19 protein-coding genes and 1 pseudogene are annotated in these 22,673 nt (G+C 39.5%); 11 read left to right on the forward strand and 9 right to left on the reverse strand.

Going from position 1 to position 22,673, the window contains the following annotated elements:
• Window positions 1–45 precede the first annotated feature (45 nt).
• The 3 genes from KHS79_RS05985 to KHS79_RS05995 all read left to right on the forward strand — a co-directional run bounded on the left by KHS79_RS05985 (window position 46) and on the right by KHS79_RS05995 (window position 3,424).
• Window positions 46–1,146, forward strand: a complete 1,101-nt coding sequence (locus KHS79_RS05985; RefSeq protein ID WP_212717505.1) for a hypothetical protein — start codon at window positions 46–48, stop codon at window positions 1,144–1,146.
• 331 nt (window positions 1,147–1,477) lie between these two features.
• A complete protein-coding gene (locus KHS79_RS05990) occupies window positions 1,478–2,410 on the forward strand; it encodes an inverse autotransporter beta domain-containing protein (RefSeq protein WP_212717512.1) in 933 nt (310 codons plus the stop codon).
• A gap of 639 nt (window positions 2,411–3,049) precedes the next feature.
• Window positions 3,050–3,424 carry a DUF2845 domain-containing protein gene (locus tag KHS79_RS05995; RefSeq protein WP_094786297.1) on the forward strand — a complete coding sequence of 125 codons (375 nt, stop codon included), beginning with the start codon at window positions 3,050–3,052 and terminating at the stop codon, window positions 3,422–3,424.
• 42 nt (window positions 3,425–3,466) lie between these two features.
• Here the strand turns inward: KHS79_RS05995 and KHS79_RS06000 are convergent, their stop codons facing one another.
• Together KHS79_RS06000 and KHS79_RS06005 are read right to left on the reverse strand one after the other, a co-directional pair.
• Window positions 3,467–6,589, reverse strand: coding sequence for an efflux RND transporter permease subunit (locus KHS79_RS06000; protein WP_212717513.1), 3,123 nt, complete (start codon window positions 6,587–6,589; stop codon window positions 3,467–3,469).
• Window positions 6,586–8,022, reverse strand: coding sequence for an efflux RND transporter periplasmic adaptor subunit (locus tag KHS79_RS06005; RefSeq protein WP_212717514.1), 1,437 nt, complete (start codon window positions 8,020–8,022; stop codon window positions 6,586–6,588). Before KHS79_RS06005 ends, KHS79_RS06000 begins: the two co-directional genes overlap by 4 nt.
• 255 nt (window positions 8,023–8,277) lie before the next feature.
• Here KHS79_RS06005 and KHS79_RS06010 point away from each other — a divergent pair, with 255 nt between their 5' ends.
• Genes KHS79_RS06010 through KHS79_RS06020 form a run of 3 tightly spaced genes read left to right on the forward strand, consistent with a single transcriptional unit; the run spans window position 8,278 to window position 11,097 of the window.
• Entirely contained in the window at window positions 8,278–8,994 is a 717-nt protein-coding gene (locus KHS79_RS06010) for a response regulator (RefSeq protein WP_212717521.1), read from the forward strand.
• Entirely contained in the window at window positions 8,994–10,379 is a 1,386-nt protein-coding gene (locus KHS79_RS06015) for an ATP-binding protein (protein WP_212717523.1), read from the forward strand. The genes KHS79_RS06010 and KHS79_RS06015 overlap by 1 nt, the downstream gene beginning before the upstream one ends.
• Before the next feature lie 16 nt (window positions 10,380–10,395).
• A complete protein-coding gene (locus tag KHS79_RS06020) occupies window positions 10,396–11,097 on the forward strand; it encodes an intradiol ring-cleavage dioxygenase (protein ID WP_212717525.1) in 702 nt (233 codons plus the stop codon).
• 78 nt (window positions 11,098–11,175) lie between these two features.
• Here KHS79_RS06020 and KHS79_RS06025 read toward each other — a convergent pair whose 3' ends face one another.
• Window positions 11,176–11,952 carry a substrate-binding periplasmic protein gene (locus KHS79_RS06025; RefSeq protein WP_212717528.1) on the reverse strand — a complete coding sequence of 259 codons (777 nt, stop codon included), beginning with the start codon at window positions 11,950–11,952 and terminating at the stop codon, window positions 11,176–11,178.
• A 189-nt stretch (window positions 11,953–12,141) separates the two neighbouring features.
• Here KHS79_RS06025 and KHS79_RS06030 point away from each other — a divergent pair, with 189 nt between their 5' ends.
• On the forward strand, window positions 12,142–12,939 hold the full coding sequence (locus KHS79_RS06030) for a substrate-binding periplasmic protein (RefSeq protein ID WP_212717529.1): 798 nt from the start codon (window positions 12,142–12,144) through the stop codon (window positions 12,937–12,939).
• Between the two features lie 73 nt (window positions 12,940–13,012).
• Here the strand turns inward: KHS79_RS06030 and KHS79_RS06035 are convergent, their stop codons facing one another.
• Window positions 13,013–13,789, reverse strand: coding sequence for a hypothetical protein (locus KHS79_RS06035; RefSeq protein ID WP_212717531.1), 777 nt, complete (start codon window positions 13,787–13,789; stop codon window positions 13,013–13,015).
• 982 nt (window positions 13,790–14,771) lie between these two features.
• Between KHS79_RS06035 and KHS79_RS06040 the strand changes: the two genes are divergently transcribed.
• Complete coding sequence (locus KHS79_RS06040; protein WP_212717532.1) at window positions 14,772–15,542, forward strand: VOC family protein; 771 nt, start codon at window positions 14,772–14,774, stop codon at window positions 15,540–15,542.
• A gap of 95 nt (window positions 15,543–15,637) precedes the next feature.
• Window positions 15,638–16,357: a helix-turn-helix transcriptional regulator gene (locus KHS79_RS06045; protein WP_212717534.1), complete on the forward strand. Its 720-nt coding sequence runs from the start codon at window positions 15,638–15,640 to the stop codon at window positions 16,355–16,357.
• Window positions 16,358–16,365: 8 nt separating this feature from the next.
• Here KHS79_RS06045 and KHS79_RS06050 read toward each other — a convergent pair whose 3' ends face one another.
• The 4 genes from KHS79_RS06050 to KHS79_RS06065 form a co-directional block, all read right to left on the reverse strand.
• Complete coding sequence (locus tag KHS79_RS06050) at window positions 16,366–17,298, reverse strand: tetratricopeptide repeat protein (protein WP_212717536.1); 933 nt, start codon at window positions 17,296–17,298, stop codon at window positions 16,366–16,368.
• Window positions 17,299–17,300: 2 nt separating this feature from the next.
• A complete protein-coding gene (locus KHS79_RS06055; RefSeq protein ID WP_212717538.1) occupies window positions 17,301–17,768 on the reverse strand; it encodes a hypothetical protein in 468 nt (155 codons plus the stop codon).
• Between the two features lie 45 nt (window positions 17,769–17,813).
• Window positions 17,814–19,154: an ATP-binding protein gene (locus tag KHS79_RS06060; RefSeq protein WP_212717540.1), complete on the reverse strand. Its 1,341-nt coding sequence runs from the start codon at window positions 19,152–19,154 to the stop codon at window positions 17,814–17,816.
• A gap of 437 nt (window positions 19,155–19,591) precedes the next feature.
• The gene (locus tag KHS79_RS06065) at window positions 19,592–20,452 is read right to left on the reverse strand and encodes a CPBP family intramembrane glutamic endopeptidase (protein ID WP_212717542.1); all 861 of its coding nucleotides are present in this window, start codon (window positions 20,450–20,452) and stop codon (window positions 19,592–19,594) included.
• A gap of 362 nt (window positions 20,453–20,814) precedes the next feature.
• On the opposite strand from KHS79_RS06065, the gene KHS79_RS06070 reads away from it, so the two are divergent.
• Window positions 20,815–21,144 (forward strand): DMT family transporter, encoded by a 330-nt coding sequence (locus KHS79_RS06070; RefSeq protein ID WP_027707707.1) that lies wholly within the window; start codon window positions 20,815–20,817, stop codon window positions 21,142–21,144.
• 52 nt (window positions 21,145–21,196) lie between these two features.
• Here KHS79_RS06070 and KHS79_RS06075 read toward each other — a convergent pair whose 3' ends face one another.
• Entirely contained in the window at window positions 21,197–21,643 is a 447-nt protein-coding gene (locus KHS79_RS06075; RefSeq protein ID WP_027707706.1) for a nucleoside deaminase, read from the reverse strand.
• Between the two features lie 648 nt (window positions 21,644–22,291).
• Here KHS79_RS06075 and KHS79_RS06080 point away from each other — a divergent pair.
• Window positions 22,292–22,673, forward strand: a pseudogene (locus KHS79_RS06080) (hypothetical protein); the annotation flags it as partial.

Genomic DNA, 22,673 nt, shown 5'->3' on the forward strand with positions numbered 1-22,673 from the left:
TTAACACAGGCCGCTATTAACTGGCCGTTGGAAAAGGATGCCGATATGAGAAAACACGTTTTTCATTTTGCTCTTTTTATATCTACTTTTTTTATGTCTGGTGCGCTTCTTGCGTCTCAGCTTCATCGAGTCAATGTAGGCTTCTTTTTTGATAACATCAACATAAAGGAAGATAAAACAGTAGCAAGCTTTTTACTTGAACGGGCTAATGCCGAACTAGAATTACAAGATATCCATCAACGTCTACACCTGATGTACACAACAAAGCGCACACAAGCACTTTCTAACGATATGCTGTTGCGTATTCAGTCCAAATATCAGTTAGATCTGATGATTATTATATCCCCTGAAACCAATAAATTTATCGCCTTAACGGATACCCCAGGCACACTGGTTCTCACTCCTTACGAAGTCACATTTAACTTTGCTCAAAACTTTTTTAACTCATTAGAAAAAGCTGCAACTCAGCAATGGGGAGCTAACACGCTTACAGCATCGGAAATTTCCTCTCATCGCTGGCGTGAACTATCTCACCTTGCAAGTGAGATATTTGAGAGATTTATTGCGTTACCAAATAATCAGTTATCCGTTGATGAGCATAATGTTGAACAGCATTTTTATGAGCTCAGTATTAACTGCCAACAGCTACAACAGCAATCAGAAAATTTAGTAAAAAATGGTGACTTCAATCTCGGTACTGATTATTGGCAAAATGCCTTCCGTAATAATGCTATTATTCATATTGCACCTAATCGAGAAGAAACGCCCTGCTATAACAATGTTGCGCGTATTGTTCATCGCCAACACTATAGTGATGGACTTCAACAATATGTTGAACTTGAACCAGCACAACAATACCAGCTATCAGTATCCGCTCGACTATTAAGTCGTCATGAGCAGCATGTTCGCGATAAATTAGCCGCAGTAATGCTTATCGAGCTTAAAAATGGTTTATTCGACTACCAGTTTATTGATTATTTAAGTATTACAAATCAAGAGTTTTCAACACTTAATACTGTTTTTACCTTTAATCCCGCGCTTAACCAAAGTGAAATAGCTAAAACATTACTACTTATCTATGGTCCCAATCCAATCTATGATATTGAAATTGATCATGTATCATTAGCTATTGCACCCAAGTTATAAAACGAATCTCTAACGCCCTCACCTACATTATTCTAATGTCCTTCACCCTCAAAAGAAGATATCGCAATAATTTTGCGATATCTTTCACAGAGAACAAGCATTTAATCATTTGCTTCCTCACAATAAACAATTAATTATAAATAACGTATAGCGGTTCACTATATTTATTAAACCAAACTTGTCTCATGCTGCTCTTGTGAGATATTCGATTATTTATATGTTTACTTCCCCCTATAATCCTCTTACTTAAACTCAGCTATTCCCTTCATAGTGGATATAGTTTCTGTCAAACCAAGCATATTTTTTATTTACAACGCCAAAAGGATTTACCATGAACAAGTCAGTCTTAGCATGTTTACCTGTGCTAAGTTTTTTAATTGTCACGCCAACCTTGGCTGACGATAACACAGAACAGCCATCACTTGTTGATAAATGGGATGCTTGGATTGCCATTGACGGATTACTCACATCAGACGAAGATGCTTTATCAGTAGACTCCATGTTGCCTATTTATGAAGAGGACGATGGCTTAGTCTTTATTAAGTTTGATGCCAGCAAGGGTAAAGGCCGCTATAAAAGCTATAGTATTGGTAGTGGCTATCGTCATATGCTTAGTGATGAGCAAATAATTGGCGTTTACGGTTTCATTAACTACCAACAATCAGAATATGGTAATGGCTTCCATCAGTTTAATCTTGGTGCAGAATACCGTACGGTTGACTGGGATTTTGGTGCCAACCTCTATCTACCGGTTGGTAGCACTAAACAGAAAATAGGCTCGCATACAGTAACTAGCAATGATGGGCGTACCTATGTTGAGCACCAGTATGAGCAAATGCTACAAGGAGCTGATATAGAAGTTGGTTATCGTCTACCATTTTTCACAGAAAATGAAGACCAACAGTTAAGACTATATACCGGTCTATACCACTTTAAAGGCGAACAAACCAAAAGCTTTACCGGCCAAAAACTCAGCCTGGAATACCATCTGGAAAACGTGATAAACCAGCTACCTGGTAGTCAGCTAACCCTGGGTACTGGAGCCAAACATGACTCAGTAACGGACAATGAAGGATTCGTATTCGCACGAATTACTATGCCCTTTGATATTATGGGCATTGGAGCCTATCGTAATCGGCTGTCACCTTTTGCAAAACGTATGACAGAACGTGTACGCCGTCAGCCTGGTTTTGTGGCTATTGCTGAACCCGAGTACAGTGCTGTTGAAGTTACTTCAGAGCCACCGAGTAGCGAAGCGTTTTAGAGACATAAAGTCTTCCGAACACACCCTAAATCCCTCTCCGGAGGCTTGGTTGTCAGCTTACGGAAGCAGTTCGACGCGCTTTATCTCGCAAAAGACCAAGGATGGTCGCCACTGCAGTTGAAACAAACATATTTTATGTACAACGACTTAGTGTCTCCCTCTCGGGATTTAACGATATCATTTTCAGACTACTTTTCCTGTGATTTTCACTCACTGTAACTTTAGTGGAAAACATGCCATTTTATTTCCAGGAAAATACACCCAATCACAGTTAAAGAAATTAGGTATCAACGACAACAGTATTTCTGGAATTTTTATCCCTGAGGGTTTTAAAGTCAGCTTGTTTACAAATGATAATTTTTCAGGAAAAAAATTAATAAAAAAAACCAGCAACCAGTGCTTAACCAAGCATAATTTTAGCAATATAATCTCGTCAATTATTGTTGGAGATGTTTTTATTCAAACACGTGTTGGCTTATAAGAAAACGAAAGCACTAACCACCTTATTTTTTAGAAAAAAATGATTACTCGCTGGTTAAAAAGCAGGCAAGCTTTGCAAAGTTACATGAATCGGGTTCCCCCAAGTCTTTGTTTACGCTAAACTTAGATCACTTTTTAAACAATAAGTAGGTGTATCCTATGATCAGCAAAAGTATCAGCAAATCACTCAGTTTACTGGCATTAGCTGCGTGCATAGGTTTTTCAGCCAACACCTACAGTGACTCTATGCGCTGTGGCAGTAAACTGGTTAAATCTGGAGACTCAACAACTAAAGTGTTGTTAACCTGTGGTGAGCCTTTACAAAAAGAATATTTAGGTACCCGCGTAACAGAAGAGCGAGCTCATACTCGTTACACCAACCCCGACTACAATGAAACCACAGGCAGAACTTATATTTCTAGAAAAGAAATCATCGTAGAAAAGTGGACCTATGGCCAAAAAGGTCAGTTTTTAAAATTTTTAATTTTTCGCGATGGTGTTTTAGACACTGTTGAAACAGGAGGACGTTACTAACGTTCCTCCTCATATATTTATTTTAAAATTTTCCCTCTCAGTTTATGCCATAGTCCTTGAGGCCTCGGCAATTGCCCTCCTCCCGGTGAAACGTTGTACACGATTCATCAACTGTTTCGCATCAGCCAAAATGATATACATACATGGTAGAAGTAATAAGCATATGGCTGTTGCAAATAAGACCCCAAAACCAAGCGAGATAGCCATTGGCACTAAAAACTTCGCTTGTGCCGCCGTTTCAAACATCATAGGCGCCAATCCCACAAATGTAGTTAATGTTGTCATCATAATTGGCCGAAAACGACGTTTAGCGGCGGCTATAATAATGTCAAATTTATTGGTCGTTTCTCGCGCTACTTTATTCGCATAGTCAATCAATACCAAGCTATCATTAACCACCACCCCACTTAATGCCACCATACCTTGTATGCTGATCATACTTAAGCTTTCCCCCATAATAATGTGGCCTATGACAGCACCCATCAAGCCAAAAGGAATTGCCACTAATACCAGCAATGGTTGACTGTAACTATTAAACGGAATTGCGAGCATTGCATACAACACAATTAGCACGATAATACTACTGGTAATTAAGCTCGATATACTGTCTTGTGTTGTTTCCTGTTTGCCCCTTAAACTAATGGATAAATTTGGGTATTGTTGCTTAAGAATAGGAAATGCTTCCTGCTGCAAGGTATTTAATAATTGCTGCGTATGAGAAATAGGCTCAATATTCGCACTCACCTGTAATACTTGTTGTCCATTATTCCGCGTTATTTGTTGATAACTTCGGCTTTTACTCACACTCACCACTAGATTTAAAGGCACAAAGTGGCCGCTGGGCGTCAGCAATTTAAGTTGATTTAGTGTAGATAGTGATTCCCGTGCCGCTCTTGGTAAACGAACCATTACTTTGACTTCATCTTCACCACGGAGCTGACGCAAAGCTTCTGCACCATAAAACGCGGCTCTGACTTGCTGAGCGACCATCTCTGGCGTTAGGCCAAGGCTTTCGCCTGCAGGTAATAACCTAAAACGTAATTGTTCCTTCCCTAGTAAAACACCATCGTTGACGTCTTTTACTTGCGCGTATCCTGCTAACTCAGCGGCTAATTGTTGAGCGGCTTGCTCTAAAATTATTTGATCCTGGTGAGATAACTCTACGGTCAGCGCTGCTCCCCTTCCTGGTCCCCCTGCATCCGCTTCAAACTTTAACTGTTCCAAGCCAGGAATAGTGCCGACAAAAGCCCGCCACTGCTGGGTTAATTGTTGTAAATCCACCTCTGCTTGTTGTTCTGTAAGCAACATCAAACGCACTTCAATGGTATTTTCTTCAACCTTGGTACTAATGCCGTCAATCACATCATTGTGCAGTTTTACCTGTTTGGCGCCGTTGACCAGTTGCTGCTCTACTTCCTGGATAAACTCTGCTGAAGCACCAATGGGGACAATGGCTGTTGCCAGTAAATAATCACTTTGGACACGCGGCATTAAACTAAACCCCATGCGTCCACTGGCACAATAACTCATCACCACGCCAGAAATGCAAATAAACAACAACAAAGATAAATAACGATACTGCAGGCAACGACTGAGAACCCGTTCGTAAATACCATGAATAAAATAATTAAGCATTTTATCCACTCGCAACTGTATTTTCTGTAAAAGACTAGGGTTTGAATTTGTGGAAGATTTTATCGCTGCCAAATGCGCAGGTAAAATAAATAATGCCTCAATCCAGGATACAATAAAAACAGCCGCAATAACGAGAGGTGTTACCTGGAATATTTTCCCTAAAAATCCAGGTAAAAAATACAATGGCGAAAATGCAATAATATTCGTTAAAATACTACAAGAGAGAGGAATAGCTACCGATTTAGCACCGAGCAAAGCCGCTTCAAAAAAAGAGTAACCTTGCTGTTGATAAGCATAAATATTTTCGCCAGCAATAATCGCATCATCCACGACAATACCTAGCGCCAAAATAAATGCAAACATGGAGATCATATTGATTGAAACATCCATCACGGGTAACAATAACATCCCCCCAAGAAATGCCGTAGGTATCCCCATTGTTACCCAAATGGCCAGACGCCATTGTAAAAATAACCCCAATACAATAACCACCAATACCAAACCAATAAAAGCATTACCCAACAATAAATCTAGGCGCTCCTGAAAAACATCCGTCAGGTCTCGGGTAACTTTTAAAGTTAAGCCAGTGGGCAATTCCGCCTGAATAGTAGGTAACAATGACTGTACCGCATTTGACACAGCCATAGGGGACTCATTCCCTTGCCGATACACTTGTACAATAATTGCAGGAAAACCATTGTAACCTTGTGCATCTGCTGACTCTTCAAAATCTTCTTTAACGTCCGCAATATCACTTAGCTTAATGACAGAGCCATCTGCCAGAGTCTTTACAGAAATACCCGCATAATCCGTTGCCCACTGTTTTTCTTCATCTACTTTGAGCATTAACTCGCCAGAGTTTGCATACAGACTACCTCCTGCACCATCTACTGACGCCTTCTTAATAATTTCAGCTACTTGAGTTGGACCTAGACCGTATCGCTCGATACTACTGAGAGGTAATGCTATCTCCACCTCATAATCTTTCATTCCAGACAAGTCGACTTTGGTAATGGAGGGGTTTGCTAATAATTTGCGCCGAACTTGACTGGCATATTGTTGCAAGACCTGTTGACTAACCTCACCATAAAGGGTTAGGTCAACTACCTGATGATCTCTAGATGCTAATGTAATCTGTGGTTGCTCAGCCCCTTCAGGAAATGTTGTGATACGATCAACTGCTTGCTTTACATCTTGGTAGACAGCCATGGCATCGGCAGATTTTTGCAGCTCAGCCGTCACTGAAGCTTTACCTTCTTTCGCAGTAGCAGAGATATCACTTAAACCACTTACGCCACTCAGTGCCTCTTCAATCGCTAACAACACCCCCTGAGAAACTGCCTCAGGCGCAGCGCCAGGATAACTCACGGTGATGGATATCTCGTCCAGTGAAAAAGCAGGAAAAACCTCTTTCTTAATTTGCCAGGTGACGGTTAAACCGCCCACCAAAAACACCCACATTAATAAGTTAGCCGCTACGGTATTCCGTAAAAACCAGGCAATAGCGCCTTTCGCCTTATTCTGGCTCATGACTTATCTCCAGCCAGAGGTTTTACCTGCTCAGGCACAGACAACTGTTGAGGCGTTATAGACGGCTGTTGAGGGTTTATAGACACGGTATTATTTTTTTGTGCCGTCATTTGCTTTTCAGCCTCTCTGCGCAGAGGCATCCCTTCAATGGCAACACTGAGGTGGCTTGATATAAGCTCATCTGTTGGTTTTAAATTACCACTCACTAATACCTGTTGACCTTGTTGATATACGACATTAACAGCCTGCTTTTTTAACCGTCCTTTTTCTTCAAAAAGCCAGACTACATTGCCATCCCGTAACATACCTTCAGGTAAGGTAAACACATTTTCCAATGCAGGTCCCTGAATGCGTAATGCCACAAAATCATTAATAAACAAGGGTGTTAAAACTTGCTTTTCTGATACAGCACCCTTTACAGGCTTTGTCCCTAACGGATTGTTCACTTTAATTAAAATATTAACTTGCCTGGAATCTGCACTTAGCGCAGGCAAGCGCTGCCAGACGATACCATTACGAATATTGGTTTGACTCACAGTCGCTTTTGAGGTCCCTGAAGTTAACATTACTTCCACCGATGAGCCATTGGTCCCTTGCTCGGCCCCAAATGACAGCCAGTTCAATACATCAGCCGGTATGGCTGCATTAACCCAAAAAGCCTGGGTATCCACTATCGTAAATAGCGACTGCTGTGTTGTGACCCGCTGCCCTACTTCAACCTGTTTATGGCTGATCACACCACTAAAAGGTGCAACTAATATCGTACGTTCAACATTTAACTTAGCCAGCTCAACATTTGCCTTAGCCTCTTCCAGTTTCGCTTCAGCGGCTTTTAGCTGCGGTTCATAGCGTTCCAAAGCCCGCTGCGCTGGGGTCATATCCCCCCCTAAAAACTTAAATTCTTTAGTCGCTTTATCTTTTAAGCCTTGTGCCTGCTGATACTCTGCCTTGGCAATGGACAAAGCTGCCTCCGCTTTGCGCAGTGCTGTTTGGTATTCTCTTGCATCAAGCTGAACCAACACATCGCCTTTTTCTACCCCGTTGCCTGGTGACAGTTTTACTGAAACCTTTTTAACCATTGCCGTAACTTCAGGGTTTACCGTTACTTGATGGATCGGCTCAACATGACCAAAACCCGAAATAATAGGCTGAGCCTTAGGCTCTCCGACTTTCATGGTTGTTACTATGGGAGGATGTACTTCTATTTGTCGCTTTGGAATTCTGGAAGGATGAACAAGCCAGTACGCCGCAATGCTCGCGGTAATAGCAAGCACCAATAAGCCGATAAACACTGTCACAAGAGTGCTTTTTTGACTTACCTTGGGCGTAGTTTGAATACCTTCACTGTGAGGTGGAGGAATTACCCGTCCTGCTAATTGAGTTGATGGCTTGGACTGCTTAGCATTTCCTTGACCATTATGCACTTCACTCATAAAAAGCGTTCCTCAACACAGTGAGACCTTGAGCTGACGGTCTATAATTCTATTTAAGGGAGGTAGCAGGGAAAATCTTAATAAATGCAAGTAATTAGAACACACGTCTGTCGTAAAATTTTGTCATAAACTTATTAAATTGTATGGGGTAAATTACGACAAATTGCGACAATTATATGCTTCCACAGCGATTGCGGCTTTTCTTATAATCTGTAATTCTTAGGACATTTTATCGACATAGCGAAAAAAGCAGTTATGAAACAACACATTCTGGTTGTTGACGACCATAGTGATATCAGGGAGCTAATTGGCCGCTATTTAAAGCAACAGGACTATGAAGTGAGCTTGGCTGAAAATGGTGAGCAAATGAAAGAAGTGCTCGCTAAAGAATCTATTGATTTAATTATTATGGATTTAATGATGCCTGGAGACGATGGACTCACTCTTTGTCGCGAAGTGCGCCATGAAAGCAACATTCCGATAATTATCTTATCTGCCCTGGGTGAAGACACAGATAAAATCGTTGGCCTAGAAGTAGGCGCTGACGATTATCTGGCTAAACCCTTTAATCCACGAGAATTATTAGCTCGTGTAAGAGCAGTCCTAAGACGCCACCAACAACCTGCTACAGCACCTACCGATAATAAAAACAGTAAATTTATTTATTTTGATCGCTGGGAATTTGACTTACATAAACAACAGTTAGTGCGAGATGATGGAGTGGTTGTTTCATTGAGCACTGGTGAATTCCGACTACTGAAAGTATTTGTTCAACAACCTCATGTTATTTTTAGCCGTGATCAACTATTAGACATGACACAAGGACGCCAGGCTGCACCTTTCGATCGCTCAATTGACAACCAGATTAGCCGCCTTCGTAGAAAAATTGAAATTGACCCTAAAACACCCAGCCTCATAAAAACGGTGTGGGGAGGAGGCTATAGTTTTAATACTGATGTTCAACATCCATAATGAGTTTATTTCCACGCAAAATTGCATCCCAGCTTATTTTACTCATTTTATTTGCGCTTGTTGCTGCTCAGTTTATTAGTACCGTCGTTATAGGGCAGCGACAGTTTAAAAAAATCAATCAAAATTTTATCAATGAATTTGAATATCGCCTCAATCAATTAAATCAATTAATTCCTACTTTAGATAATCAGCAACGACAACTCGTACTTAATGCCGCTTCCACCGGCATTATCAATTTTTCATTGGCAAATAAGCCCATAATCAATAAAACTGTTGGAAAATGGCAACCCATTTTCCAACACGCCCCTAAAACACTTTATGTCTGGCATCAAGAGCCGTGTTATTTTCATGCAGGATTACTGTGTGATCCTGATGTACTCGACTTCAGTGACAATATTAAAAAAAGCATGTCCTGGCCGGTGATTAACGAAGAAATCTTTACTAATTCAAAAGTAACCCATGCTGCCTCCTTTCAAATCACCGATAACCAATGGCTCAATGCAGCGTTACTTCCTCCACCACGGCTGTCTGCACTTTGGACAAATCGTACTATTACTTTTTTAGTGATTTGCGGGCTTATTATGATTGCTGTCGTCACCGCAATTACCCATCACATTACCTCCCCCTTAAGATTACTAAGTGAATATGCACATCGATTTGGCCGTGGCGAATCGCTACCGCCTTTACCTCCACAAGGTACGATTGAATTACAGGAAACAATTAAAGCTTTTAATGAGATGTATACGCGAATTCAACGTTTCACAAACGACAGAACCCAGTTACTTGCAGCGTTATCCCATGACCTGCGAACACCCATTACCAGCCTGGCTCTAAGGCTGGAGTTTCTGCCCGACTGTGAAGATAAAGACCGTATGCTACTTACTCTAAAAGAAATGCAACATATGGTAGAAACTACATTAACCCATGTCCGCGTGCTTGCCGATACTGAGCAGTTTCAGAGTGTTGACCTTGCCTCGTTAATCTCCAGTGTTGCTACAGACTTAGTAGATTTAGGTATGCCAATACAAACGCATCTGAATAAATCTATTACCGCTAAATGCAAGCCTATTGCTTTACGTCGCGCTATTCGAAACTTACTAGAAAACGCAGTACGCTACGGCCAACAAGCTCAAGTTGCCCTGTTTGAAACAGAACATTATGTGAAAATTAGTGTTAGGGATCAGGGTCCTGGTATTCCTCAAGAAAAATTGAATGAAGTACTAAAACCGTTTTTTCGTTTAGAAAGTTCTCGCAATAGCAATTCAGGTGGAATTGGTCTGGGTTTAACCATCACTAAAGATATTATTCAAAACCATGGAGGACAATTAACACTCAATAACTTATCGCCCAGAGGACTGGAAGTCATCATAAAACTACCCAAATAAACCAAGGAATGAAACAATGAAAAGAAGAAGTATTCTAAAAGGAATCGGTGTAGGTTCAGTTTCGCTCATCAGTGGCCAAGCCATCGGCCAGAACCTAGCCTCTAGTTTATCGCAACCTAACAAAACACCTAACTACATCCCTAACTGCACATTTACACCAGAACAAGTAGAGGGACCGTTCTATATAGATACAGGTTTAGTTCGTCATGATATTACCGAGGGTAAACCTGGCGCACCACTTTTTTTAAATTTTACCGTTGTCGATACCGCAACCTGTGCTCCGATGAGAGATGCCGTCGTTGATATTTGGCATGCAAATGCAATTGGATATTACTCAGGTTTTCCAGAACAAGGCAAAGATGGTGATGTCGATACCACAGGAGAAAAATTTCTACGCGGCACACAAATTACCAATCCCCATGGACAGTGTTGTTTTAGGACTATATACCCAGGACATTATACTGGCCGCGCAAACCATATTCATCTAAAAGTGCTCCTGAATCAGTCAACCTTGGTCACTACCCAACTTTATTTCCCTGATGATCTGACAGATCAAGTGCACCAAGCACCGCCGTACAATAAGAATACTGAACGACGGGTGCGAAATGATGAAGATATATTATTTACAGAGGAAATTTTATTGAACTTTAAAACACAAAAGCAAGCTTATGGTTATGAAGCCGAGTTTGTGCTTGGAGTGAATACTCAACAATCTTAATGCACAGTACTAAATTCCTTTAAAAGTAATAAACTTATACCTATACAGATGCCCACTAGGCATCTGTTATCAACCCCATCAGTCTTTGTAATTTGGATGATATTTTCCTAGCAGTACATTATCCATGATTTTTTCAATTAACCCAGACTGCTCAATGGAACTCAAACCTTTATTAAAATTTTCTAACCAGTAGAGTGCTCGAGGTGACTTTTTAGAGATAAGGACATACCATTTTCGTGCTTGAATCGGCCGGTGATTATTTGTAACTAAGCTTTTTACTGGTTTAGTAAAGTGCTCATTCAATATTTCATACCCTACTTCCGGTTCAATAATAAATAGTTGGATTCTACCCGCGATGAGCTTCTTGAAGTTGATTAAATCAGAATTTGCTATCTCAGTATGTAGTAGGCCATTTTTTATACCTTTATCAATCATTTCTCCATAATAGTAACCTCTGGTTATCCCTATTTTATAACCCTTCAAGTTTTGAATAGTATCCCATTCAAAATCCATATCGACTCGATGAAAAAATACATGACTTAATGTCATCACAGGGATACTGTAATAAAAATAGGACTCTCGCTCCTTATTTTTAGACCAAAGTAGTGTTGCATCCACTTCGCCTTTTTTAGCCATTTCCATTGATCGCTTCCATGGGTAAAAGCCATATTCAACTTTAATACCCTGCGTCTTGAAGGCCTCAGTTACAATATGAGAGCCAGCACCATACTTTTTATAGCTACTCGAAAGAAAAGGAGGCCATTCACCACTTGAAAAGGTCACCACCTCACCGCCTTGTACAGGCATTACGATAAGTAAATTAATGATAACTATATAAAAGTATTTAACGATCATACAAATAAATTTTAGATCAAGCTTCAGCTTAGTTTAGGCTACAGAGTGTCTTAATAAAAATAATCACCTATAAGGATAAATCAATACAAAGCATATGGTCTAAACTCAAGTATACCCATCACCAACCTTTTTAAAGGCTATAGATTGCTTACTTGTTAGATATCTATAAATGAATAAGAGAGCCATAACATGTACTCCTCAATCATCAAAAAGCTAGTATTTGTAACACTCATTATTTTTTCATTGAATGGCTATTCAGAATCAGTGGTTAAATTAACCAATGGTGAGTGGCCACCCTACATGTCTGAGAAATATAAACACTATGGTGTTATGAGTCACATTGTCTCAGAAGCATTCAAAACTCAAGGTATTAAAGTTGAGTTTGGTTTTTTCCCTTGGAAACGTGCTTTTAAAGAAGCTGAAGCAGGGAAAGAGTGGGCTGGCTCTATCGGCTGGGGTAAAAATGCAGAGCGAGAAGAAACGCTTCTATTCACAGACCCGATTATTGAATTAAAAGATGTGTTTTTTCATCGAAAGGACTTTCAGTTCGATTGGAATACCATTGAGGACTTAAAAAAATATAAAATCGGTGCCTCAACAGGCTATTCCTATGGCAAAGAGTTTGACGAGGCTGAAGAAAACAAAACCATTAAAGTATATCGCACAGCAAAAGATGAAAACAATCTAAAAAAAGTACTCGATAATAAAGTTGACATTTTCCCAGCTACAATGGAAGTTGGTTATGAAATTATTGCCAATAAGCTACCACCAGCGGCACAAAACATGTTAACAAATCACCCTAAACCTCTCGATGTCCGTGCCTATCACGTTATCATCAGTAAAAATACGGCTGATGGTCCCAAGTTAGTGGAAGCCTTTAATAAAGGCTTACAAATGCTAAAAGATGCTTGTAAAAATGAAAGTAAAGATACTCCTTGCTACGAAAAATTACTAAGTGATAACTTGGAAGGCAAGTATCGTCCTTAGTATCTTAATTACACATCCCCTACTCTGTATAAAAGAGAAGGGGATGATTTACTAATACCTACTCAGTATCGGGTCACTGTAAAGTGTACTGGAAAGTATATGATGCTGATACTGCTTGCGTAGTAGGACCAGGATTTAATACTAATGTATAAGTCTGTCCATCAATCAAGGTGCCAGGTGCAAACTCCATTGAAACAAGGCCTGATGAGCGTGATGGTGGTCTTGTCTGTTGAATCATAAGATTACCACCTACCAGTTTTTCCCCTTCAAATAGTCTAAACCAGGTAATATTTTGATCTGCAACTACGTTAGCTGGGCTATTGTATACAGCAGTAATTCTCCCTTTAGTTTTTGCACTGACAAAAAGGGTACTTCTGCCCGTATGTGCTGGCTGCCCAACAATCATTGTTTTGGTTGCAGCTACCGTGTTATCAGCCTGACCTGCTGTAATGGCAATGGTGTAAATACCTTGTTGAAAGTTAATGCCACGATCGGTTAAGACAAAGTCATTACCTTTATGATTTGGCAAATTCATGGAAAAATCTGGCTTTCTTGTTAAGTCTACATCCATGGCTTCATACCAAATTAGCACCTTCCCAGGTTCACCATCATTTGGTAAGTTATAATCAAAAGATACTGTATTTGCCGCCAGTACTTTTAAATCAGTAATAGATGAAAATTCCGCAGCAGTTGCCAGATTCGAGATAGAGAAACTATTTGCTGCAGCAGCTATATCATCAACACTAAGTACATTACTACTAAAAGTATCTGTTTGCGCATTCGCACTACTACCAGCAATTAACAAGCCTAACGCTAATGATTTCAAAGTAAATTTGATCTTTTTATTCATATATACATTCCTTGTTTTTATTATTAACCATTTAACTCCAATGGCAGGCTTATAATTATATAAAACAAAGAATTATTCAACATCAAAGCAACATATTTTTTCATTTTAATATAAACTTCAAACAGTATATTCAAAACTAAGATTTTTTACTGAGGCTAGTCTGGTATTTTAATACTAACGATATCAACCGCATTAGTTTTAAAAACGCTGCTGGTTGGTTATATTAATAAGTAACTGGACTGACCGTTAAATCCTCTTCGACAATTTCTCCTGCACTACTCTAATACATAAAAATTCCATACGATTATGTATAAACTGAATTCCCACCATCCTTGGTAGTCAAGAACACTGATTTTGACGCCCTTTAGGGGGCAACAAACCCTAAAAATGATTCATGAAGGGTATATCTTACTTATTAAGCACTCTTATTATTACAAAGTTACGACTTAGCTTAATTTTTTTAAGATCAGTATTTTCTACGTAATTAATCCCTAAGCTCCCAGTTCATCAGAAAATTTGCATATATATCCAATACGAATGGTTTTTAGGTGCGGCCATCAAGTGACGAAGCCCCATGAGCCTATATTAATAGGTGATTGGGGTGAGGAGTGAAGATAACAAAACCTAGAAATCATTCGTGAAAGGTATATCCACAGCAAAAAATTTTTAGTGGAGTTAGTTTGGTCTATTAAGGCTAGCGATATCGCGTCAATAAAATGCTTAATTTATTTTTTCTTTGCACAGAAAAAAACTCAATGAGTTTTACTGCCAGCAATGCCCCAACACTTGTCTCTCAGACCAAATCAAGCATTGTAAACCCATTTTGCTATCCTCTAATCAATTTTGAAAAATCTCAAAGTCCTACTGACAGTATGCTGTCAGTGGGGTGCCTCATAATACCACCCAAGCCAATAGTGTTGCTATTGATAATTCGCTAGCTCTCGTTTACCAAGAAGTTTTTTTAACCACAAGGAAACCTATAATGAACACAACAATGCCTGGAAATGTCGCCTGGTTTGAAATTAATACTCAAGATGTAGAATCTACTAAGCAGTTTTATTCTGAACTCTTTGGCTGGACCTTTGCTGCCGTACCCATCACAAGTGACCCGCAACAAAGCTATATTATGATAACAGCACAAAACGCTCAGCAACCTATGGGAGGAATACAACAGGCCTCATCAAATATTCCTAAAGGTACTATGCTTGCTATTCGATCTGAAGATGTCCAGGCGGATTCTAAACAACTGGTACTTCTGGGGGCTAAAATCATCCACAAACCGACACAAGTAAACGATGTCACTTTTGCTATTATGCAAGATCCATTTGACAACCTTTTTTCTATTTTTAAGTGCAATGGTCTTGCTAACCAAGCCAGCACACCTCCAGTATTAGGAAGTTTTACTTGGTTTGAGGTGGGTACCTGTGATACCCATGCAACTCAGGAATTTTATCAAGCAGCGTTTAATTGGCAATTTAGCCAATATGAAACCGGTACTGACCGACCTTATTTCAGTATTGCAGTTAACAATGAAGACCCTACAGGCGGAATGGCTGACCACTCATTAAGTACAAAAAACCAGAATTATTTAATTCCTTATTTTCTTGTTAGTGATGTAAGCACTATTGCGTGTAAAACACAGAAACTAGGTGGACAGGCAATCAATGCACCAACATGCACTGCCTCAGGCTTAGTTCATGCTTGCCTTTTAGATAATCAGGGAAATTTATTCGGAGTTTTTTCTCAACCATAATGGTTCGCAGTTTCCAATAGAATTAGCACTATTTCACCTTACTCAATAAATCAAGGTAATATTATGTTTATCGCCAATATTTTTGTATTAATGTCATGCGTAGAGCCGATCGTTTAGTTCAAATTCTTCTTTTACTACGTGGTCGTCGGCGGACGACCGCGCAACAGCTTGCTGAATGGCTGGAAGTATCACCACGAACCATTTACCGGGACATGGCTGACCTCATGATGAGTGGTGCCCCTGTCAATGGCGAAGCAGGTGAAGGTTATTGGTTAGAGCGGGGATTTACCCCCCCGCCTGTAAAATTCACCGCAAGTGAGTTAGCAGCTCTCGAAGTGGGTGCTCGTATGTTGGCTGCCCGTGCGGATAAAGAAACAGCCGATGCAGCAAAGAGTGCATTAGCCAAAATTCACACCACCTTAGGCTCAACAAATTTACCCATTCCACCACTTTATGCCCCCCCCATGTCTTCATATCCACTTGAACGTTTAACACCAATACGACAAGCTGTTGAACAAAATTTTGGTTTATGGATTGAGTATACTGACCTTCAAGATAACACCAGCCAACGGCTTGTCTGGCCTGTAGGTCTGGTTTTTTGGGGAGACCGTTGGACATTTACCGCATGGTGTAAATTACGAGAAGACTATCGTACTTTTCGAGTGGACCTCATGCAAAAATGGGAAAAGTCAGAGGCAGAACCACCCGAAAATATCTCTATGCAAGACTATCTTTTAAAGTCAGGCGCCGATCAGGATACAATAGCAGCATTTCAACGTATACATAAACAACCCTGGCATATCCCACAAAAATAAGGAAATCGCTAAAAATGCTTATCGAATGAAAAAGACTGTAACTCTTTAACAAGTGAACGGTGAAAAATAACAGGTCCCATCCAACTATATACACAGAAAGCTAACCAAGTAATGGTACAGATCGTGGCAGCATTACTCATTTCCAAATCACTGAATAGTTGATCCCCCAAGCGATAGAAAAAATATAGGCTAATCAGGATCAGAATTTGTTTTGCCTCACCAATCTTGCTCATAAAACTATTAAAGCGCCACCATAACCCTAACCAAATGCTTTGTTTAGCTTTAATAGCACTCATTAAAAATAATGGTTTTACTGCCATAGCATTATGGCTCAATGCCCACAACGCGTGGTCTTTTGCTTCATCCATATTACCCAGCTGTAAATGAATAGACCCCATTAAGGTAATAGCGTCCTGGTCATCTGAATCCAAATGCATGGCTTCAGTCGCATAGGTTTGAGCTTTTTTATAATCACCTCTTTCTAAATAGTACTCCCCCAATGCAACATAACAGTCAACCAGCTCAGGCTCAGCGGCTATAGCTTGTTCGAGTAAAGGTAAAACCTGTTTATTTTTCCCGCAAAGCGCCAACAGGTTCGCTTTTGCCAATAAATAAGTTGCATTGGTCGGTTCTAGCTGGATAGCCTGATTTAAATTATCTTCTGCAACAGTGAACTGGCGCGCAGCGGTTAAGATAACGCCTTGGGCATAATGAGAAAAACTAGAATCAGGTGCTAATTGCAAAGCAATACCAGCTTCATATTTTGCAGCTTCTAGTCGCTTACTATGAAATAAGCAAATGGCTAACAGTGCATGAGCATCTGCAATATCAGGCTCATAAGACAGAAGTTGTTTTAAACTGTCAATAGCCCCATATGTGTCACCATGATGCAGTTGTTGATTGGCGTGTATCAGCAGCTGTTCAATTCGATTATCGTTCATACTTACCTTAACACCAAATAAATATAGCTGGGTAGTAGCTGATAAAGTGAAATTTGTTGAAATATAATAACCATTGCTATAAATGGAATAGCGCCATTGCTGACAGACTCTTGGAAATACTCAAACAACTCAAAACTGTTATTTTGTAGTACAAATACTTTGTAGGAAATGCCAAGCTTCCAAACGGTTAAGATAATAAGCAAATAAGGAATCATTGATTCATCAATAAAACCTTGACTAAGAGCAGTAGCGATTGCAAATACGCCCAAGCATGAGCCTGCCAAGCCTAAGGCAATCCAGGCAACTTCTTTTTTTAGATAAGGACTGCCTTGAAAAAAACTATTAGCAATAAACCATAGCCAAGATACACCCGTATTAACAAACATTAACGCAAATAGTGGCCACATAGGTCTAACAGCCAGTTTTGCCAAGGTACTAGGAGTGGGTTCGTCAGGTATTGTGTAAGTCATGTTGTTTTGTGATTACTCAGTAAATAAATAGCCTATTTCCATTTTTTAATGTTTACCATGCTTTTTCATAAAGCTCAGTACATCATTATACAAGCCTGATTCATTGGCATACTTAGCATAATTCCTGGCTGAAGTCAGCCAATCAATCGTAGTCGCTTTCACTTCTTTCATTGCTTGTTGAAGATGTTGTTGACTCAAAAGAACATCCTCCTGACTGCTAATCGAGTCTTCTATTGCATTGTCGATAGCCGTTTCAACGACATTTTGTAAGTCTGCTCCTGAAAAACCACTGGTAATTTTTGCCAGTGACGCTAAATCCAAATTACGCTCAATCGGGCGATCTTTAAGCAAAATGTTCAGGATATTTTCTCGAGCTGTTTGATCCGGAGGAGGAATAAAGATCAATCGATCAAACCGACCTGGCCTTAAAAAAGCAGAGTCAATTGCCCAAGGCACGTTAGTAGAGGCTAAAACTAAAACTCCATGATTATTTTGAGCAAATCCATCCAACTCAGACAAAAACTGGCTAACTAACTTTGAGGAAGTACTTTCTCTTGAGTATTGACGTTTTCCACCAATGGCTTCAACTTCATCAAAAAAAATAACAGCAGGTGACTGGTTTCGGGCTTGCTCAAAAACAGTATGCAACCTCTTTTCTGACTCCCCAATATACATATCAAGAATATCAGCAAGCTCAATGTTGAAAAACTTTGCTTGACACTCACCAGCTGTTGCACGTGCTAACAGGGTTTTACCACATCCTGGTGGACCATATAGTAAAATGCCTCCCCCAACACGTTTACGAAAACGCTGAAAAAGAGAGGGTTTTTGATAAGGCAAAATAATTTTTTTATGAATCTGTTTCTTTACTTCAGATAACCCACCAACATCAGCAAAAGTCACTGTCTTTTCAATAGGCGCAATAATTCGCTTAAGCTCTGTTATATTCGTATCATCATTGGCAATGACTTTGAGCTTAGGGCGACTCTCCTGACGCTCATGGTCAGCTATACCCAGCCTTGCTTCCAGTGTTTTGTCCTGTAATGCTGAACTGGCTTGAATAGCCTGTTGATAGTGGACTTTTGCCTGCTCTGGCTTCCCACAAGCAAGCTCAGTTTTACACAGCAATAAGTGGGTTGCAGGAGTATCACTCATACAAAATTGCTTTGTTTTTTCAGGTAATCCAGCTTCTAGGAAAGCTTCAGCAATAACTAACTGGTCCTCAACATTGGTAACGGCTTCAGACTTAACATGACTAAGGTGCTGTATTGCCTGATCAATACCATGTAATCGTTTACTTTCACGAAAAACTGTTAAGCACAGCGGCAAGTTATCTGGTGATACCGCTAGAGCATCAATTAACGATTGAAGCGTCTTTTCATCCACAATGGTTGTCATCCATAGGTATGTATTGATTGACTGATTGAAAGTATTTTATCTGAAATCAATAATAGAGCAAAAGTTAACATATCCCCATCGCCAAGATGACGCAGTTTCGGATAAAAACAGAGCAATTACATATATTTTTGCCATTCCAAAAGCAGGCTTTTAAATCACTTTTGTTCAAAGGCGGGATAACACGCATCGAACACGCCGTGAATCCATCCCTGGAGGCTTGATTACCGCATCCTTGCGGAAAACAGTTCGATGTGTGCTATCTCGACATTTGGCTAGCAAATGTACAACCAGTAAGTATAAGTGAAAACGAAGAGCATAAGACTGATGCTTTAATGATTCTTTTTGTTTCACGGTTCATAATCAAATACCGTTTATCCTTGAAGCATTAAAAGTAATAATTATTTATTACATGATAAAGCCCTTATTTATAATGGAATGGGGTATGTTAGCAAAGTAAAATGTAATGCATTTAATCCAAAATGTACTGCAATAGCAGTTGATAATTTGCCTGTTAATTTATAGATAATTCCATAGCCTAATCCAGCTAATATTGCTAGTACAACTAATTGAGCTCCCCCATTAAAGTGGGCTAATCCAAACAATAAACTTGTTAAGCATAACGCTAACACTGATCCATTTTTAGTATGACGCGTTATTGCCTGTGATAAGCGCTGCTGAATGCACCCACGAAAAAAGGCTTCTTCTGCAATACAGGTTAAGAGCAAGTTGACCAAAAAGAATTCAAGTGTAAAAGCAGGCCACTTTGGTTCCCAATTCAAGCCTGAAGTCAACGCTAGCAAAAAAAGAGTTAGCAATATTAATGGAATTAATAACCAATACTTCAATAGGCTCATACTTGATAACGATCGTGAAGATATTAAAAGCAATAATACAACCCCAGCAATGCCTTTATCAAAATTTGCATAAAGAGTAATGGTTTGCGCATTTTCAGAGATCGTCACATTCTCATAGAGCAGTACATTTTCTATGCCAGGTATAATATGAATAGCAAGCAACAGGGAAAATAAGCCACAAATAACAAACAAACAGTTGTATAACAATTTATTTTTAATAAACTTTAAATAGTATCCTGTTATTAACAAGGCAAATAATAAAATTGATGTATACAGTGTTAGCAAACCAACAAAGATAAAAAGTACGATAGATACCCCAGAAAAACCAAAGGCAAACTCCCGCATAAAGCGAATACGGGTATCAGCTGCTAGTACTCCCACGACTAGGGCAATCGCTAAGCTAATATATGTTAACAATGTAACGTCGTTCATTATTTCGTCAACTCAGATTGTATTTTTATTTTTAAACGAGCCACGTATCATATTAGCGACCCACCACAAAACACAAGCAGATAGTGATTTAAATTCATATATTAGCTGTTTATTTACTAAAATTTAGCCTGTTACACGGCGAGTTAAGCAAAGAGATTTTTGCCCTAAAGAGGTTGTCACAAAAGCTCAGGAATGAAGCAAAGACTAGGCAAAAATCAGTACACAAAAAAACAACTATGTATGGCATAAACCAATACGATATAATAAAACTCAAGCTTCTTTCACTACCATTAAAATTTGTGGTACGTAAAGGGCAATTAACTTACCATTTAAAACTGCGAGGCATTATTTAGGCTATCAATATGATCTATATTCAATTAGCAGTAGCAGTCATTGCAGAAGTAATTGCAACCAGTGCATTAAAAGCGGCTGAAGGCTTTACTAAACCAATTCCCTCTATTATTGTTGTAATAGGTTACGCTGTGGCGTTTTACTTTTTGTCACTAACATTACGTACACTTCCAGTTGGCGTCACGTACGCAATTTGGTCTGGCCTTGGAGTCGTATTTATCACCATTGTCGGTATGCTGATGTATAAACAAATTCCTGATTTACCTGCAATATTAGGCATGGTTTTAATTACATCAGGTGTTATTGTCATACAACTATTTTCCAAGACGGTCAGTCATTAACTCAGCGGCTTAGCCGCTTTAGTCTGATTTATTAAGCTTCAGTAAGTTATTATTACTCACCAATATCTTCATTCCACAACTCAGGGTGGGTACTGATAAATGCTTTCATCATTTCCACGCAGTGTTTATCCTGTATTACATCTACCCTTACACCATGCTCCTTAAGCCATTGCTCCTGCCCCATAAACGTTTGGTTTTCACCCACGATGACATGAGGTATACCATACAGAATAATTGCGCCACTACACATCGCACATGGGGATAGTGTTGTATAAAGTGTACACTGCTTATAAATAGATGCTGGTAAACGACCCGCTTGTTCAAGTGCATGCATTTCAGCATGCAGCACAACACTCTTTTGTTGTACCCGTTGGTTATGGCCTCGACCGATTATTTTCTGTTGATAAACCAGTACGGAACCTATCGGGATACCCCCTCGCTCTCGGCCTTGCTCAGCTTCTTCAATGGCTGCTTTGAGGAAAAGATCTGTTTTACTCATACTTTGCTCCTTTTTTGCAACACATTTGCTACCTTCACTTATACGTCTTATGCTTTATATATTTCTATCATCGCGAACAATCTACCCTTCCCTTTGAAACCATTTCACAACGAAATGTTGTTTATTTAAACAGATTAGCCTATATCCGTTATAACCATCACAAAATTGGAACGCGATTACCACGCTTCCACTGACGATTTGCTAAACTTCTTTTCGGTATTATTTACGACAAAGTGTTACAGGCTGTCATAATTTATGAGTACCGCCTCAAGTCGTGTTAATGGGCGCTATTGAGTTAGCCTTATTACTTAGTCATTAATTAATCACAACATTAAGTAGAACTGTTTTATACATTACAAGCCGTTTTATTAATTATTAACCAAATATCTGACTCTGGCCTGCAATGAGCTTTATATTTGTATATGACAATTAAAGCTTCAGGATCAACCTGTTTATTTTTCAGGTGAGATGCACGGAAAAGCATAGATAAATTGTTCACGATAGATAGTGCGACTTGTTCAAACTCTATTTGTGCAAAAAGTAGTTGCCTAAAAGCGTTCAACTATACCTATAACGAAGGGTTTTCAGATTCGTGAAGGGTATATAACGCTTTTTTTATTAGGTAAATGCATTAAGGAGAAAATCTGTATGCAAACCAAGCAAACTAAACGCTGGTTGCCGAATAAATTAGCCATAAGCATTGCAGTGGGTTTGGGTTTATCAACCTTAACTCAAGCGACTCCACTCTCAAATGATTCTGCATTATTTGAAAATAACGCCAACAAAGTCGTCGGCACTTACTTTGTGGAATGGGGTGTTTATGGCCGTAACTTCCATGTTAATGATATCCCTGCCAAAAACCTCACCCATGTGTTGTATGGTTTTATCGCAGTCTGTGGCCCGAACGAATCATTACAAAAAGAAAATCCCCAAGGTTACAGTGCGTTAAAACGAGAGTGTGCTGATCAAGCTGATTATACTGTCACGATTCATGACCGCTTCGCAGCATTAGAAAAAAGCTATCCGGGTG

Source organism: Zooshikella ganghwensis (assembly GCF_018263875.1).
In the GTDB taxonomy this organism is placed as follows: Bacteria; Pseudomonadota; Gammaproteobacteria; order Pseudomonadales; family Zooshikellaceae; genus Zooshikella; species Zooshikella ganghwensis.